The sequence below is a fragment of the Idiomarina sp. X4 genome (assembly GCF_002808045.1).
Lineage (GTDB): Bacteria > Pseudomonadota > Gammaproteobacteria > Enterobacterales > Alteromonadaceae > Idiomarina.
This window is the reverse complement of record NZ_CP025000.1, coordinates 1,384,398-1,399,110: the sequence shown is the minus strand read 5'-3', so window position 1 is coordinate 1,399,110 and position 14,713 is coordinate 1,384,398. Positions and strand designations below refer to the sequence as shown.

The 14,713-nt window shown below is 47.3% G+C and carries 16 protein-coding genes; 11 read left to right on the top strand and 5 right to left on the bottom strand.

Annotated elements, in window-relative coordinates; all coding sequences use genetic code 11:
- Positions 1-46 precede the first annotated feature (46 nt).
- The 8 genes from CWC33_RS06715 to CWC33_RS06680 all read left to right on the top strand — a co-directional run bounded on the left by CWC33_RS06715 (position 47) and on the right by CWC33_RS06680 (position 9,964).
- Positions 47-1,411 carry an SLC13 family permease gene (locus CWC33_RS06715; RefSeq protein ID WP_100691316.1) on the top strand — a complete coding sequence of 455 codons (1,365 nt, stop codon included), beginning with the start codon at positions 47-49 and terminating at the stop codon, positions 1,409-1,411.
- A 59-nt stretch (positions 1,412-1,470) separates the two neighbouring features.
- Positions 1,471-1,809 carry a zinc ribbon domain-containing protein YjdM gene (locus tag CWC33_RS06710; protein WP_058578485.1) on the top strand — a complete coding sequence of 113 codons (339 nt, stop codon included), beginning with the start codon at positions 1,471-1,473 and terminating at the stop codon, positions 1,807-1,809.
- A gap of 131 nt (positions 1,810-1,940) precedes the next feature.
- Complete coding sequence (gene pgsB / locus CWC33_RS06705) at positions 1,941-3,146, top strand: poly-gamma-glutamate synthase PgsB (RefSeq protein ID WP_100691315.1); 1,206 nt, start codon at positions 1,941-1,943, stop codon at positions 3,144-3,146.
- Positions 3,143-3,718 carry a poly-gamma-glutamate biosynthesis protein PgsC gene (gene pgsC, locus CWC33_RS06700; RefSeq protein ID WP_088767290.1) on the top strand — a complete coding sequence of 192 codons (576 nt, stop codon included), beginning with the start codon at positions 3,143-3,145 and terminating at the stop codon, positions 3,716-3,718. Before pgsB ends, pgsC begins: the two co-directional genes overlap by 4 nt.
- A gap of 15 nt (positions 3,719-3,733) precedes the next feature.
- Entirely contained in the window at positions 3,734-4,885 is a 1,152-nt protein-coding gene (pgsW, locus tag CWC33_RS06695; protein WP_100691314.1) for a poly-gamma-glutamate system protein, read from the top strand.
- A 181-nt stretch (positions 4,886-5,066) separates the two neighbouring features.
- Positions 5,067-6,125: an HlyD family secretion protein gene (locus tag CWC33_RS06690; RefSeq protein WP_100691313.1), complete on the top strand. Its 1,059-nt coding sequence runs from the start codon at positions 5,067-5,069 to the stop codon at positions 6,123-6,125.
- Complete coding sequence (gene rbbA, locus CWC33_RS06685; RefSeq protein ID WP_100691312.1) at positions 6,122-8,848, top strand: ribosome-associated ATPase/putative transporter RbbA; 2,727 nt, start codon at positions 6,122-6,124, stop codon at positions 8,846-8,848. The genes CWC33_RS06690 and rbbA overlap by 4 nt, the downstream gene beginning before the upstream one ends.
- Positions 8,849-9,964: an ABC transporter permease gene (locus tag CWC33_RS06680; protein ID WP_100691311.1), complete on the top strand. Its 1,116-nt coding sequence runs from the start codon at positions 8,849-8,851 to the stop codon at positions 9,962-9,964.
- Here CWC33_RS06680 and CWC33_RS06675 read toward each other — a convergent pair.
- The 3 genes from CWC33_RS06675 to CWC33_RS06665 all read right to left on the bottom strand — a co-directional run bounded on the left by CWC33_RS06675 (position 9,947) and on the right by CWC33_RS06665 (position 11,785).
- Positions 9,947-10,843, bottom strand: a complete 897-nt coding sequence (locus CWC33_RS06675; protein ID WP_100691310.1) for a TIGR00730 family Rossman fold protein — start codon at positions 10,841-10,843, stop codon at positions 9,947-9,949. The genes CWC33_RS06680 and CWC33_RS06675 overlap by 18 nt on opposite strands.
- Before the next feature lie 70 nt (positions 10,844-10,913).
- A complete protein-coding gene (locus CWC33_RS06670; protein ID WP_100691309.1) occupies positions 10,914-11,360 on the bottom strand; it encodes a GNAT family N-acetyltransferase in 447 nt (148 codons plus the stop codon).
- A gap of 2 nt (positions 11,361-11,362) precedes the next feature.
- Entirely contained in the window at positions 11,363-11,785 is a 423-nt protein-coding gene (locus CWC33_RS06665) for a secondary thiamine-phosphate synthase enzyme YjbQ (protein ID WP_100691308.1), read from the bottom strand.
- 79 nt (positions 11,786-11,864) lie between these two features.
- Here CWC33_RS06665 and CWC33_RS06660 point away from each other — a divergent pair, with 79 nt between their 5' ends.
- The gene (locus tag CWC33_RS06660; RefSeq protein ID WP_100691307.1) at positions 11,865-12,296 is read left to right on the top strand and encodes a nuclear transport factor 2 family protein; all 432 of its coding nucleotides are present in this window, start codon (positions 11,865-11,867) and stop codon (positions 12,294-12,296) included.
- Here the strand turns inward: CWC33_RS06660 and CWC33_RS06655 are convergent.
- Positions 12,283-12,777 carry a hypothetical protein gene (locus CWC33_RS06655; RefSeq protein WP_100691306.1) on the bottom strand — a complete coding sequence of 165 codons (495 nt, stop codon included), beginning with the start codon at positions 12,775-12,777 and terminating at the stop codon, positions 12,283-12,285. The two genes, CWC33_RS06660 and CWC33_RS06655, sit on opposite strands and share 14 nt — an antisense overlap.
- 100 nt (positions 12,778-12,877) lie before the next feature.
- Here CWC33_RS06655 and CWC33_RS06650 point away from each other — a divergent pair, with 100 nt between their 5' ends.
- Together CWC33_RS06650 and CWC33_RS06645 are read left to right on the top strand one after the other, a co-directional pair.
- Positions 12,878-13,516, top strand: coding sequence for a methyltransferase family protein (locus tag CWC33_RS06650; protein WP_232709765.1), 639 nt, complete (start codon positions 12,878-12,880; stop codon positions 13,514-13,516).
- A gap of 6 nt (positions 13,517-13,522) precedes the next feature.
- On the top strand, positions 13,523-13,672 hold the full coding sequence (locus CWC33_RS06645; protein ID WP_100691305.1) for a DUF2256 domain-containing protein: 150 nt from the start codon (positions 13,523-13,525) through the stop codon (positions 13,670-13,672).
- Here CWC33_RS06645 and CWC33_RS06640 read toward each other — a convergent pair.
- Positions 13,620-14,699 (bottom strand): GGDEF domain-containing protein, encoded by a 1,080-nt coding sequence (locus tag CWC33_RS06640; RefSeq protein WP_100691304.1) that lies wholly within the window; start codon positions 14,697-14,699, stop codon positions 13,620-13,622. The genes CWC33_RS06645 and CWC33_RS06640 overlap by 53 nt on opposite strands.
- Between the last annotated feature and the right edge of the window lie 14 nt (positions 14,700-14,713).

Genomic DNA, 14,713 nt, shown 5'->3' with positions numbered 1-14,713 from the left:
ATTATCTTTACTGGGAAAGATACGCTATGGATAGAAAAATCGTTTAATGAAACATTTAGCGCTGGGGCCATTAACCGCTCTCATTGTACTGCTTGCCACCCAACTCGCCAACATGCCTTTACCGGCGGCTCTCACTCTAAGCACAGTTGTCTGGGTCGCTTGGTGGTGGGTCACCGAATGCATTCCATTGCCCGTCACCTCATTATTACCCTTCGTGTTACTACCCGTGTTTGGGGTTATTGATACCAGCACCGCTGCAGGCGCGCTGGGTGACAATATCATTTTATTGTTTATGGGTGCTTTTATGCTGGCCAAAGCGGTAGAAGCCAGCGGCGTTCACAAACGTATGGCATTAACGCTTATCGCCCGTATCGGAGCTGACAATGGTCGCAAAGTGGTTATTTCGTTTATGGCTGCGACCGCATTTTTATCCATGTGGATATCGAATACCGCTGGTGTTCTGGCACTTTTGCCCGTCGCTCTGGCACTCGCCGATGCCAGTGAGGATGAAAGCTTTCAACGCGCACTGTTATTGGGTCTGGCTTACGCTGGCTCGTTAGGCGGTATTGCTACCCTGGTCGGCACACCGCCTAATTTAATTTTCGCCTCCATTTATCAAAATATTACCGGAGCCGAGTTCAGCTTTACCCGCTGGCTTGGCATTGGTTTACCGATGGTTCTGCTCGGGTTACCAGTGATTGCTTTGTGGCTCACCCGACACGTCAAGCTCACAAAACCATTAGAGCTTCCCACTACGAGTAAAATGACCACCTATGAAAAGCGCGTATTAATAGTGTTTGGTGCCGTCGTTTTCCTGTGGATAACCCGCACAGCACCATTTGGCGGCTGGACCGGCTTTTTAGGGCTGGGCAGCTTAAATGATGCCACTGTCGCTTTAGCCGGTGTGGTTGCGATGTTTGTGATTCCAAGCGGCAAAGTTAAGCACGAAAAACTGCTTAACTGGCCGTTGGCAAAGGACATTCCCTGGGGCATCTTGTTGTTGTTCGCCGGAGGTATTTGTCTGGCCCGGGGCGTTATGGAAAGCGGTTTGGGCAATATCATTGGCCAGTCGCTCACAGCGTTAGGTGCGCTTCCTTTATGGTTGCTCATTTTTGTGCTCACTCTGACCGTCTCGTTTGTCACCGAAGTCACATCCAATACAGCGACCGCCACTCTACTTATGCCTATTTTGGCAGCCACCGCTACGGCATTACAGTTACCGATTGAATTACTGATGATTCCGGCCGTTATTGCCTGTAGCTGTGCATTCTGCATGCCTGTCGCAACACCGCCAAACTCTATTGTGTTTGCCTCTAAACGCATTACGATAAAAGCTATGGCACGAGAGGGAGTTGTTCTTAACGTTCTACTGGCCGTAATAACAACAATTGCGGTGTTGCTGTTCGTTTAATGCGGGCGTGGCGCTAACAGGCTATAATTGCGCCTCTTTTTAATTTAAAAGGATTTCTAATGAGCGACTTCCCCGCCTGCCCTGAATGCCAGTCAACCTTCACTTATCACGACGGTAACTTACTGGTTTGCCCTGAATGCGGCCATGAGTGGTCTGAAGATGAACCAATAGACACTGAAAATACCCCCCAGTACCGTGACTCTAACGGCACACCGCTTGAAGACGGCGATACCGTCACTGTGATTAAAGACTTGAAAATAAAAGGATCTTCTTCCGTCGTTAAGGTCGGCACGAAAGTAAAAAATATTCGCCTGGTAGAGGGTGATCATGACATCGACTGCAAAATAGACGGCATTGGTCCCATGAAATTAAAGTCCGAATTCGTTAAAAAAGCATAATCTCAATTCGCCATACTGTAATACGCTTCTTCTTGCGAACTAAAGTGTAAAGATCCCTAAATTCATTGGTCTTTTTCATAAAGGTTCGCTAAAAAGAATACATACATTTATGTATGTTAAGGGGAGCGATTATGGAAATGCCAGTTTTGCTCGCCATTGTTGCAGGACTTTGGGTAGCACTTGTTCTTGCAGGTGGTTTAGAAGCGCTAAAACATCGTTGGCTGGTTAGCCGCATTCCGGTACGTGTTCATGTGAATGGTACGCGTGGGAAAACCAGTGTCACTCGGTTGATTGCCGCAGGCCTTCGCGCCGGCGATAAGCGAGTATGCGCAAAAACAACGGGCTCGGCCGCTGCAGTCACTGACCCTGACGGGCGTGAGTTTCCAATTTACCGCATCAGTGGTGCAAATATCATTGAACAAATGCGCACGCTAAAGCGCATGGCTAAATTAAAGCCGGAAATTGTGGTTATGGAGTGCATGGCACTGCAACCGCAGTATCAGTCACTGAGCGAGCTGCGCATGGTGCGTTCTAATGTGGGTGTGATCACCAATGCCCGCCCTGACCATTTAGATGTGATGGGACCTGGCGAAGAAGACGTCGCCTTAGCTTTGGCTGGGAGTACGCCCGTTAAAGGCAATTTGTTCACCGCCGAACGAGATTTACTCCCCACCTTTGAACACTCCTGTAACGACAGAAAGTCACAGCTCCACGGTGTCACACTGGAAGAGGTTGAGGCCATTTCTGACGACACGATGAGTCAATTTCGTTACGCCGAGCATAAAGAAAACGTCGCTCTGGCATTAAAAATATGCGAACACCTTGGCGTTGACCGAGATAAAGCCTTAAAAGGCATGACCGAACTTGAGCCAGAAGCCGGTGCTATGCAAGTTCTGCACATTAACTATTTCAAGCGTGAAATTGTATTTGTTAATGGCTTTGCCGCTAACGACCCGGAGTCGACCGGAAAAATTTGGGAAAACATGATTGAGAAGTTCGGTGAAAATCGCCGCAAAATCATGTTGATTAACTGCCGGGCCGACCGCCCACATCGCTCACAGCAAATGGCTGAAGAAGCCGGAAAATGGACCAAAGCCGATAAAGTCATCTTAATGGGCTCTGGTTGTTTTGTCTTTGTTCGCAACGCAGTAAAGCACGGGCTCGACCCGGAAAAGCTGCTTGTACTTGAAGGCGGTGACACGACCGATATTACAGAAACCATTTTAGAAGAATCTGCAGGCAACGCACTGGTTGTTGGTATGTGCAATATTCACGGCGGCGGCGAAGAAGTCGCTCGCTTCTTCCAAAACCGTGCCGTTAAAGAGGAAGATTTATGATAGCGCTCAATATATTGGCTGTTGCCATTGGTGTTGGCTTATTTTTTACGTTGCTGCTTACCCATACGCTCGGGCTGGCCGCAGGGGGGTTAGTTGTTCCGGGTTATGTTGCATTGCAACTGACCGACCCACTAAGTCTGGCAATTACATTACTCGCCGCCCTAATTACCTATTTGATTGTTAAAGTCATAGCGAGCTTTGCGATTATTTATGGTCGTCGCCAAACCATTATTATGATTCTAACCGGCTATTTAATTGCCGGTCTGTTCGACCTATTCATTGGCAACTTAGTGAACTGGGCAGACTTACAAATGATAGCCGGCGGCGACAATGCACAAGCACAAGTTGGCGCTCTCGAGTCGACGGTAATGATGTCAGTCATGGAGAGCAGCATCATTGGCTATATTATCCCGGGACTTATTGCTATTTGGTTTGAGCGACAAGGCGTACTGCAAACCTTGTGTGGGTTGGCAGTGACCGCCGTGTTAGTGAGGTTGGCGCTTATTGTTATTATGCCTGAATCTTTGCAAATGTATGAAGCTAGTCAAGCTTTCCAAATGCCCGGTTGGTAACAGGAGAACCCTATAATGAGTAGTTTTACTAAAATTTATTGGCGCTCTTCAGGTGTACCGACCTGGGGGCTCATTTTCTTAATTGTCGTCGCAATTATTGTGGTTATTGCGGCAGAAAAAATGAAGCAGCGTGACCCCGTTGTGGAAGACAACTACGCGACCATGGTAAATGCGGCGAAAATCATGCGCCAGGGCATGAACGTGTTGCAACCACTGAGAGCTCAAATAGCCCCCATTAATCCTGAGTTTGATCCTCAACGATCGGGCTTGGTCGGTTTAGAGAACAGTATTGTCACAACCAATCATGGCGGTCGAGAATCTAAACAAACCACTATTAATCCCAATTGGGCGGCAGTTGCTGTTAAATTATTAGCAGAAGCGGGTGTTAAAAAAGGCGATTTAGTTGCCGTGACAGTTTCAGGCTCGTTCCCAGCGCTCAACTTGGCTGTCTACTCAGCACTTGAGGCGATGGAAGCAAATGCCGTTATTGTTGCATCTGCTTCGTCGTCGCAGTGGGGGGCCAACGTTCCCAACTTCTTATGGCTCGATATGGAGCGAAAGCTGCGTGAAGCTGGCGTTATTTCACTCCATGCCGATTATGCATCGATTGGCGGCATTGAAGATAGAGGCATTGGCATTCCTGAGGAAGGCATTCAATCCATTCGCCGTTCAATTGAACGTGCTGACGTTAAATTCATTGACCCTGCCAACTACCAAGAAGCGGTCGCCGATAGAATTGCCATTTTTCGGGAGTATTCTGCCGAGCGAAATTACACTGCCTACATCAACGTGGGTGGTGGCGCGACGGTTGTCGGTCCCCCTGGCATTGATGACATGTTCAAATCTGGCTTACAGACAGACGCACCAGCACGTGCCTTTGCAGTAGAGACCGTTATGGGCTACTTCCTGCAGGAAGACATTCCGGGTATTCACTTTATTGGCATTAAAACCATGGCAGAACGCCATGGCTTACCGTTAATGCCACCAGAGGCAGTACCAGTAGGGAATGGCGGTATATACTCAGCCACGACTTACAACCGCTGGTTAGCACTGGGCTTAGCTGTCGGCTTGTTTGGGCTTACCTGGCTTATCGTCCGCTCTGCACGTATTACCAGTTTATGGCAGCGCTCTGGTCATAGCGGGAAAGGCACAAAACCGATGGTTTAACACTACCTCTTATAAAGTAGCTTCTCTTCTCTAAAAGAGAGCCTTACATTTATGTCGTTTAATGCTAAAACTATAAATGGCAACTTCCATGTAAGGCTCCCTTTATGAATCGACATTTAACCAATAAACCCACCACAGTATTTCTGTTCTTATCCTCCTGGCGCCAGGGTGGGATGACTCTATGAATAAAAGAAACCTTGTTTGGCTCGTAGTCATTATCGGTCTTGTTTTTTTTGTCTACCTTGGTGTTAACAAGGAAAGCGAAGGCTATGAGGGAATTGTCAGTGGCAACGGGAGAATCGAAGCCGCTGAAATTAATGTTGCCACTAAAGTTGCCGGGCGACTCGCTAACCTGTCGGTGGCGGAAGGTGACTTCGTGCTTACCGGAAGCAAGCTTGCGAGCATTGATACCACGACGCTCGAAGCCGAACTTCACCAAGCACAGGCACAATTTAACCAAGCAAAGAGCGCAATTAACACAGCTGAAAGTCAAATTGAGCAGCGTCGAGCGGAAAAAAGCGCGGCGCAAGCGTTACTGAAACAACGCAACGCTGAGTTAGAGCTTGCTAAAAAGCGACTCACCCGAGTTCAAAGTCTATCTCAAACGGGCTCGATGTCAGTACAAGATCTCGATGATGCAAAAGCGTCCGTTATTAGCGCCGAGTCGGCCGTCACCGCAGCTAAATCTCAGATTTCCGCAACCGATGCAGCCATAGCGACAGCGATTTCAAGACATGAGGAAGCTAAGTCCGGTGCCGATGCCGCCAGAGCAACGATTGAACGCATACAAACTCAAATAGATGACAGCACACTTCTTGCGCCTCGCGACGGCCGCATTCAATACGTTATTGCTCGGCCGGGGGAAGTTATTGGCAACGGAGGTCGAGTTGTGAACATGGTGGACTTGAGCGATGTTTATATGACGTTCTTTCTCCCCACCAGCGCTATTGGAAAGATATCAGTAGGAAGTGAAGCACGCATTGTGTTAGATGCGCTGCCAAACTATCGCATACCCGCTAGTATCAGCTTTATATCGGATATCGCACAGTTCACACCCAAAACGGTTGAAACCCAGGAAGAACGAGAAAAACTCATGTTTCGAGTTCGTGCCAGCATCGACAAAGCACTCTTAGAGAAGCATCTTGAACGTGTAAAAACGGGACTACCTGGCGTTGCCTACGTGAAGCTTGATGAACAAGAAGCTTGGCCCGAAGAGCTCAAGTCGGAGCTCAATGAATGACCCAAGAGAATGACGTTGTTGTCTCTCTAAATGAGCTCAACTATCACTACAGCAAGCAACCAGCACTGCGCTCTGTATCTTTGGCTGTCCCTCGAGGAAAGTTGTGCGGTGTCATTGGCCCTGATGGCGTTGGTAAATCAACGTTACTATCCCTGATCTCCGGCGCTAGAGCGTTACAGTCAGGCCAGCTGTTTGTGCTAGGCGAAGATCTGAGTAAATCTCGTCAACGCAAGCGGCTGTATCGCCGTGTTGCTTATATGCCGCAAGGGTTGGGGAAAAATCTCTACCCTACACTGTCAGTCGAAGAAAACCTCAGCTTTTTTGCGCAGCTTTTTGGACTTAAGGGCCAACAACGCGAACAACACGTTTTTCGCTTATTAAAAGCGACCCGTCTGTGGGAGTTTAAAGACCGCCCCAGCGCAAAGCTGTCAGGCGGAATGAAGCAAAAACTGGGGTTATGTTGCGCATTGATTCATGAGCCAGAACTGCTGATATTGGATGAGCCGACGACCGGAGTTGATCCTTTGTCTCGCCGTCAGTTTTGGCAGCTTATCGACGACATTAGACAACAACACCCGGACATGAGCGTGCTGGTGGCAACGGCTTATATGGATGAAGCCAAACGCTTTGATTGGTTAGCGACCATGAATAACGGAGAGGTGCTCGCATCAGGATCTCCCACCCAACTTTTAACTCAAACCTCAACGTCTTCTTTAGAGCACGCTTTCGTATCACTGCTTGGTGCTCAATCTATAGAGCCTTTTACGAGCCGGCCGCATCAGTCCGACAAAGACAGCCCTACAGCGATAGAGGCAGAAGAACTGACCATGCGTTTTGGCGATTTTACCGCCGTTGATAAGGCCAGCTTTCGTATTCAGAAGGGTGAGATTTTCGGCTTTTTAGGGTCGAATGGATGCGGTAAAACAACAACAATGAAAATGCTGACCGGGCTGCTAACAGCCAGCTCAGGTAAAGCCTGGCTTTTCGATGAGCCCATTGACAGTCACTCCTTAGAAACTCGTAAGCGCGTTGGCTATATGGCGCAAAGCTTTTCCCTATATAGCGAGCTTACGGTCTATCAAAATCTTAAATTGCACGCTCAGCTATTTGATATTCCTAAAGAGAACATTGACGAGCGAATAGAGGCGATAGCGGAGCAATTCGATTTACAACGGCTATTCCCGCAGCTCCCCAAGCAGTTACCCATTGGTGAGCGTCAGCGCTTATCACTGGCTGTCGCCATGATTCATGAGCCAGAAATACTGATTCTGGACGAGCCAACCTCCGGCGTCGACCCCGTCGCCCGTGATAGTTTCTGGCATATTTTATTGAGACTTTCCCGCGAGCACGGCGTCACTATCTTTATATCCACTCACTTTATGAATGAGGCGGAACGGTGTGACAGAGTGTCACTCATGCACGCAGGAAAGGTGTTAGTCACCGACACACCTAACGGCATTATCCAGAGCTGTAACAAAAGCTCTCTTGAAGACGCTTTTGTTGACTATTTAGAGACAGCATCAGGGCAACCCGCTAATAACCGTGAAGAGCCGACGCTAAGGCGACAAACTCATAGTGACCTTCAGCTAAGTCACGGCTTTAGTGTAAGACGACTGCTTAGTATCAGTCACCGCGAAACATTAGAATTGTTCCGGGACCCCGTTCGACTTGTCATGGCTTTAGTCGGTAGCGTCATTCTGATGTTCGTTTTGGGGTACGGTATTAACATGGATGTCGACGAAATTGACTTTGCCGTACTTGACCGCGACAAGACCAGCACCAGTCGCGATTACATTCTTAGCTTATCGGGCTCTCGCTACTTTAACGAGCAGCCGCCTTTAAAGAGCTATGGAGAAGTTGATGCCCGCCTGCAGAGTGGCGACATTAGTCTGGCCATTGAAATACCCAACAATTTCGCCCGCAATATACAAAGAGGCGACAACGTCACCGTCGGTGCGTGGGTCGATGGCGCTATGCCTATGCGGGCAGAAACTGCTCAGGGTTATATTCAGGGTATGCACATAGACTGGCTACAGAAGCAACAACAGCAACTGAGTGCCCCTACACCCCAAACAGCCACTATCGATATTGCTTCCAGATACCGTTACAACCCCGATATTAAAAGCTTGCCGGCTATGGTCCCTGCAGTAATACCGCTTCTGTTAATGCTGTTTCCGTCTATTTTGACTTCCCTCTCTGTCGTGCGGGAAAAAGAGTTAGGCTCCATTACCAATTTTTATGTCACTCCAACGCGTAAAAGTGAGTTTTTCCTGGGTAAGCAGCTGCCTTATGTCGTCCTTGCGATGGTTAACTTCCTAATACTGGTTGGACAGGCTTTATTTATTTTCGAGGTCGAACTTACCGGCAGTTTTCTGGCGTTTACTCTCGCCACGTTTTTCTACGTCATTTGCGCCACTGCATTAGGGCTTATTATGTCGGCTTTCCTGAACAGCCAAATTGCCGCACTTTTTGGCACCGCTCTGGCCACCATTCTTCCAGCCTCACAGTTTTCCGGCATGATAACGCCAGTCACATCATTAGAAGGGTTGGCCAAAATTATTGGGGAGGTTTATCCGACGACCTATTACATGATTGTTAGCCGTGGTGTTTTCTCAAAAGCCTTGTCCTTTAATGAGCTGCACGTCATGTTGGTAGGACTCATTATTGCTGCCATTATTTTTATAGCGGTTGGCATTAGCTTAGTGAAAAAGCAGGAGCGATAAATGCGTTCTCTCAAAAACATTTCGCATTTAGGCGTAAAAGAGTTAGTGAGCTTGTCACGCGATCCCATGCTGCTTTTATTTATTATGCTGGCTTTTACCGTCTTTGTTTATACCGCGGCATCAGCCACACCACAAACCCTTTACAAAACACCCATAGCCGTTATCGATAATGATCGCTCACAGCTGTCTAACCAATTAATTAATAGCTTTTTAATGCCTTATTTTCTGCCACCAGAAGCCGTTTCGGCGGATCAAGCCGATCAGCTCATGGACGAAGGTCGTTACACCTTTATTCTGGATATTCCGGAGGGGCTGCAAAGAGATTTACTCAATGGCGAACGACCACAAGTTCAGCTTATTGTCGACGCGACCCGAATGAGCCAGGCGTTTACTGGTAACGGATACATTCAGTCAATTATTAACCGGGAGGTCAGTACGTTCACTCAATCAGCAGCTCAACTGCCCATCGATATTGCTGTGCGAGCGCAGTTCAATCCAGAGCTCGATAGTGGCTGGTTTAGCGCCATCATGGAGCTCATTAACCAAATCACCATGCTGTCGATTATTTTAACTGGCGCTGCGCTGATCAAGGAGCGAGAACATGGCACCGTCGAACATCTGATGGTGATGCCGGTAACGCCTTTTCAAATTATGGTCAGTAAAGTTTGGTCCATGGCGTTAGTAGTCCTAGTGGCATCCGCTTTTTCTTTAGTCGTGGTGATAAAACAAGCATTGGCAATACCCACGAGTGGTTCGTTGGGCCTCTTTTTATTCGGCACTGCATTGCATCTATTTGCGACCACATCCATCGGCATCTTTTTAGGTACTTACGCTCGCTCGATGCCACAGTTCGGCTTGTTATTTTTGCTCATTATCATGCCGATGCAGATACTGTCCGGTGGCATGACACCTTTCGACAGTATGCCAACAGTAGTGCAGGCGGTTATGTACTTTGCTCCAACGTCTCATTTTACTGAGTTTGGCCAGAGCATCTTATTCCGGGGGGCCGGTATCAATATCGTCTGGCCACAGCTGTTAGCATTAGGCGCTATTGGCGCTCTATTCTTTTGGATCTCGTGGCGCCACTTCCGAGAGCGCTTAGCGGATATGGCGTGATCCATTTTTTAAATCATAACAATGGCAAATGGCCTGCCAGGCTTCTTCAGCGGTATTGACAATTTCAAATAATGCTAAGTCATGCTCGGAGATAGTCCCTTCCTCGACGAGTAAATCAAAGTCAATTAACCGCTGCCAGAACTCTTTTCCAACGAGCACAATAGGTACAGGTTCGGACTTTTTCGTTTGCACCAATGTTAACGTCTCAAACAGTTCATCCAACGTACCAAACCCACCGGGGAAAGCGACCAGAGCACGGGCTCGTTGCAAAAAATGCATTTTACGAATAGCAAAATAATGAAACTGAAAGCAATACTCAGGCGTTATATAAGGGTTCGGTCGCTGCTCATGAGGTAGCACGATATTCAGGCCAATACTGTGCCCACCTGCCTCCATGGCTCCCCTATTTGCAGCTTCCATAATACCCGGGCCGCCACCACTGACGATCATTAGATTTTCATCATCATGACAGAGATTATGTTCAGTGGCGATGCGAGCAAAATCCATTGCTTGTTGGTAATAAGCACTATTCTTAAGTGCTCTTTTCGCTCGCTTCAAATTTCCCATCAACGTGTCGTTGTCAGGGTCTTTCTCCAACGCTTGCTCAGCAACACCAACATCATGTTGCGCCTGCTCCGGCTGCAAAAAGCGGGCGCTGCCAAACACCACAATAGTGGCATCGACATTATGCTTTTCTAACGTCAGCTGTGGCTTCAAATACTCCAGCTGAAGACGCACGGCTCGTAAGTCATCACTCAGCAAAAAGTCATGATCAGCAAAAGCCAATTTGTAGGAGCCTTGCCCTTCAATTTTGGCGATAGACTCTTCGGACTGTTTTGCCGAGATGAGGCGACGTCGATGCAATTCTTTTTCTGTCATGGAGAGTCCCGTTGGGATTTATGTATTGTTTCGCATCAGTTTACCGTAAAAACGGCTTAAATCTGCTGATTTATTGAGACTCCAGCCGCATTGCAACCATACCTTGATTTTCGCCAACTTCATCAAAGCCCAGACTGTTGTATAACCGTCTGGCAGGCTCGTTTTCCGGATACACATTCAAAGTAATAAACTGAGTTTCTTCCTGTGACCAAGCGTTTTCCAACAAAGCCTCGACAAATTTTCTACCCAGCCCCTGACCACGAACTGCAGAGTTCACAATAAGACACGCGATGTGTATACCGTTTTCGACTTTTTGGTAGGCTTGTGCAAAACCGATAAACTCACCATCTTGATAAAAGGTATAAGTGCCACGCTCTTCTGCTTTAATCTGATCCCAAATAGCCTCTGCGGAACTGCCATAAGGTACTTTTTCACCAAACCACAGGCGAAACTCCGCCGCATTGTCCGGCCAAGTCAGTGCTTCTTTGAGTTCATCTATTGTTGCTCGTTGTAGCATGCTCACTCGCCTTGTAGAGTCAGAATTAAGGTGCGAGCGCCGCCGTGATCTCTATGTTCACAAAGATAGACTCCCTGCCAAGTGCCTAAATTTAAACGTCCATTGGTCACCGGTAGAGTTAAGTTACTGCCTAATATGCTCGACTTTAAATGTGCTGGCATGTCATCAGGCCCCTCAAACGTATGACGGTAGTACGGCGCATTTTCTGGCACCATTTCATTAAAATGGCTTTCAAAGTCCTGACGAACCGTCGGGTCTGCATTTTCATTAATGGTCAACGATGCCGATGTGTGCCGAATAAACACCTGTAATAGCCCGGCTGATACTTGCCCAAGCTCAACCAGAGCCCGTTCAATCTCGTCAGTAATAAGGTGAAAACCCCTTGGGTGAGGAGCCAATTGCAGTTCTGTTTGTTTGATAAGCATTTGTAAACCTGTTTGCCGTGTCTCTGTGCTTGCCATATGCTTACAGCATACCGAAAAACAACCGAAAGGAATAACGACAATGCGTTACTTATTATTAGCCATCGCGGTTTTGTTCAGTGCCACGTGCACCGCACAAGAAAGCGTTGAAGAAGCTACAACCAAAGCCGTAGAGGCCTTTTTATACGGCGCCAGTATTGGTTCACCTAAAGCGCATGACCGCTTCTGGGCGGAAGAACTGACCTATACCAGTTCCAGCGGTGAACGTTTTGGTAAAGAGCACCTTATGTCGGGTATGAAAGACGCTAAACCCAAAGACCCAGACAACATTAGTGTCTGGTATGGCGCTGAAGACATCGAGGTAAAACAGTTTGGTGACACAGTGGTATTCAACTTTACGTTAACCGCTGAAGAGGAAGGTAAAGTCACTCAATATTTTTATAATACCGGTGTTTTAATTCAACGCGACGACCGTTGGCAAGCGGTTAACTGGAACGCGACTAAAGTTCCTTAACAGGTTCCTTAATTTCTGACGAGTCGTTCTCTGATGCCGCATCGCCATTGTCTGGTTTTACATAAATGGCGATGCCTTCCCCTGTTTTATCGGTCAAACCGAAGGCTTTACCAACACTTACCCCAAATCCCACATTGCTTGAGTAACCACCTGAGCCAGCCCCGACATAAACTGACTCGCCTTGCTTGTCACCGGTTTTTTGCAGCAAGACGCCATTAGCACCTACTTTAGCCGCTTCCAGTTTCAGCCGCTTCAATACTGCTTCCATTTTCGCTTGTTCACCAAAGCTCCAGGAGGCATCACTGCTTGCTTCAATTAAAGCTATTTCTTCATAGCTCTCAGGCGCCTCTAAGTACACTTTTACTTGTGCTACCGGTATTTCCGGCCGAGCGTCTCCAATTAGAATAGAAGAGGTGGGTGACGCACAGCCTGTCAGCGCCATACCAAACAATAAAACAGCACTATAGGTTATAAAACGCATACGACTTCCTTTGCCAAGAACATAATTAATCAATAGCACATAAAACGATATTTCACCTGACTCTTTCAATCTCTTTAAAGAACCGTAGAATGGAAAACGATTGCGTGTTCCGAAGTTGGAGATCTTTTTGTTCGATATTGACCTGATTAGCCGCCATTTTTTAGCCGTGTATTTTCTATTCATAGCAGTCCACTACGCGAGTACCGCTATTGGACTGAATAGCCGCACCTCAAAAAGCCATATTCAATACGGTAAAAAAGGCAGTACGACATGGTGGATACGCCAGGTTTTTAACCTTTTCCGCGGTGCAATTTTGGTTATTTGTATTGCCCGGGTCTTTTACCCTATTGATACCTGGCTCGGCATTATAGAACCACTTTACACACCCTGGGTGCTGTCTATTGGCATGATCACAATGTTGGTGTCACTTGGGTTTGTCAGTTACAGCCACGCCTATATGCGTCAGGACTGGCGCTCAGGTATCGACAGCGATAACTCCCGGGCACTGTTAACGAAGGGGCCTTTTTCGCACTCGCGTAACCCGATGTTCTTAGCCATTATGCTCGGCCAACTGGGTCTCTTCCTGACACTCCCCAGTGTCTTCACCTTGATTTGCTTATTGGTCGGCATCGCCATGATGCGCGCTCAAGCGGTTAAAGAGGAGCAGGCATTAAGCGAACTTTACGGCAATGAGTATCAAAGCTATAAGGCTCAAACGCCCAGATGGCTGAAGATCTAATTAGCTATGCCTCACAAAAAGCCCCACCTGCCTAACAAGGTTTGTGAAACCTGCCAACGACCATTTTCATGGCGAAAAAAATGGAAAGGCTGCTGGGATAGCGTTAAATATTGCTCAGAGCGTTGTCGAAGGAATCGGCATTCAACATTGAAATAGCCCTATTTCTTCCTCTACTTTTGGCCATGTATAAGTTTTTATCAGCCAGGTGCAGTAACCCTTCAGCCGTCAAGTTTGTGTTATTTGATGCCTCAGCAACCCCAATGCTAACGGTAGCATGTATGCTTTCAACGAGTGGCCGAGACTGAATAGTTTCGACGATTCTATTAGCCAGAGTCATCGCCTCTTTGCTGCCGGTTTCAGGACAAACAACTAAAAACTCTTCGCCACCCCACCGACCCACAAAATCACACTCTCTCACTGCTTCTTTGAGAATCGTCGCGATAGAACAAAGCACTCTATCGCCCATTAAGTGGCCATATTCATCATTAATTTTCTTAAAATGATCAACATCGATTAATAAGACAGACAGGTTTAAGTCTTTATGCCGGGAGGACGAAAGTAACATGTTGAGATTAACGTCCAGATGCAGGCGATTATATAAACCCGTTAGAGGATCAGTAACAGAAGTGGCCTGAAGTTGTTCATAAGCTTCTCTTCTGGAGCGCTCGTAATAACGGAAGAGAAACAACTGTGCCGTCGCAACTTCAATAAAGTTAAGAAATGCGCCAAGGCTCAAATCCCCCGGAACCCCACGACTCAACTGCACGTAAAGAAACCAACCGCAGTAAGCAAAAACAACCCCGGTTACCCAGGCACCCGCTCGAGGACCATGAAGAAAAAAAGCAATAGGAGGAAGTATTGTGACCCAAATTAATGAATAATTTCTGCCCTCCGCCAAGTGTATGAATGCCAAGAGCACGAATATCAGTGTGCCTGTAACCAACCACCCAGCAACCGTAAAGTTGCTTCCACGGCTGACATAAAAATAAATACCAGCGATAAGAAGAAAGCCGGAAAAGTCATATACTGCAATATGTGCCGCATCAAATAGCGTAACGTTCAGCAGGCCTATAACACTAAAGTAAGCCAGCATTATCAATAGTATACTGTATATTAACGACACCTGATGGTAACGCGGGTCATCAACATTAATTTCCGGATGATACTTACGCCAATACTTCATAAAAGCCACTCTAT

What these genes read in the sequence shown, in the direction of transcription:
- CWC33_RS06715 (WP_100691316.1), top strand. Translation starts at nt 47, where the DNA reads ATGAAACATTTAGCGCTGGGGCCATTAACCGCTCTCATTGTACTGCTT.
- CWC33_RS06710 (WP_058578485.1), top strand. Translation starts at nt 1,471, where the DNA reads ATGAGCGACTTCCCCGCCTGCCCTGAATGCCAGTCAACCTTCACTTAT.
- pgsB (WP_100691315.1), top strand. Translation starts at nt 1,941, where the DNA reads ATGGAAATGCCAGTTTTGCTCGCCATTGTTGCAGGACTTTGGGTAGCA.
- pgsC (WP_088767290.1), top strand. Translation starts at nt 3,143, where the DNA reads ATGATAGCGCTCAATATATTGGCTGTTGCCATTGGTGTTGGCTTATTT.
- pgsW (WP_100691314.1), top strand. Translation starts at nt 3,734, where the DNA reads ATGAGTAGTTTTACTAAAATTTATTGGCGCTCTTCAGGTGTACCGACC.
- CWC33_RS06690 (WP_100691313.1), top strand. Translation starts at nt 5,067, where the DNA reads ATGAATAAAAGAAACCTTGTTTGGCTCGTAGTCATTATCGGTCTTGTT.
- rbbA (WP_100691312.1), top strand. Translation starts at nt 6,122, where the DNA reads ATGACCCAAGAGAATGACGTTGTTGTCTCTCTAAATGAGCTCAACTAT.
- CWC33_RS06680 (WP_100691311.1), top strand. Translation starts at nt 8,849, where the DNA reads ATGCGTTCTCTCAAAAACATTTCGCATTTAGGCGTAAAAGAGTTAGTG.
- CWC33_RS06675 (WP_100691310.1), bottom strand. Translation starts at nt 10,843, where the DNA reads ATGACAGAAAAAGAATTGCATCGACGTCGCCTCATCTCGGCAAAACAG.
- CWC33_RS06670 (WP_100691309.1), bottom strand. Translation starts at nt 11,360, where the DNA reads ATGCTACAACGAGCAACAATAGATGAACTCAAAGAAGCACTGACTTGG.
- CWC33_RS06665 (WP_100691308.1), bottom strand. Translation starts at nt 11,785, where the DNA reads ATGCTTATCAAACAAACAGAACTGCAATTGGCTCCTCACCCAAGGGGT.
- CWC33_RS06660 (WP_100691307.1), top strand. Translation starts at nt 11,865, where the DNA reads ATGCGTTACTTATTATTAGCCATCGCGGTTTTGTTCAGTGCCACGTGC.
- CWC33_RS06655 (WP_100691306.1), bottom strand. Translation starts at nt 12,777, where the DNA reads ATGCGTTTTATAACCTATAGTGCTGTTTTATTGTTTGGTATGGCGCTG.
- CWC33_RS06645 (WP_100691305.1), top strand. Translation starts at nt 13,523, where the DNA reads ATGCCTCACAAAAAGCCCCACCTGCCTAACAAGGTTTGTGAAACCTGC.
- CWC33_RS06640 (WP_100691304.1), bottom strand. Translation starts at nt 14,699, where the DNA reads ATGAAGTATTGGCGTAAGTATCATCCGGAAATTAATGTTGATGACCCG.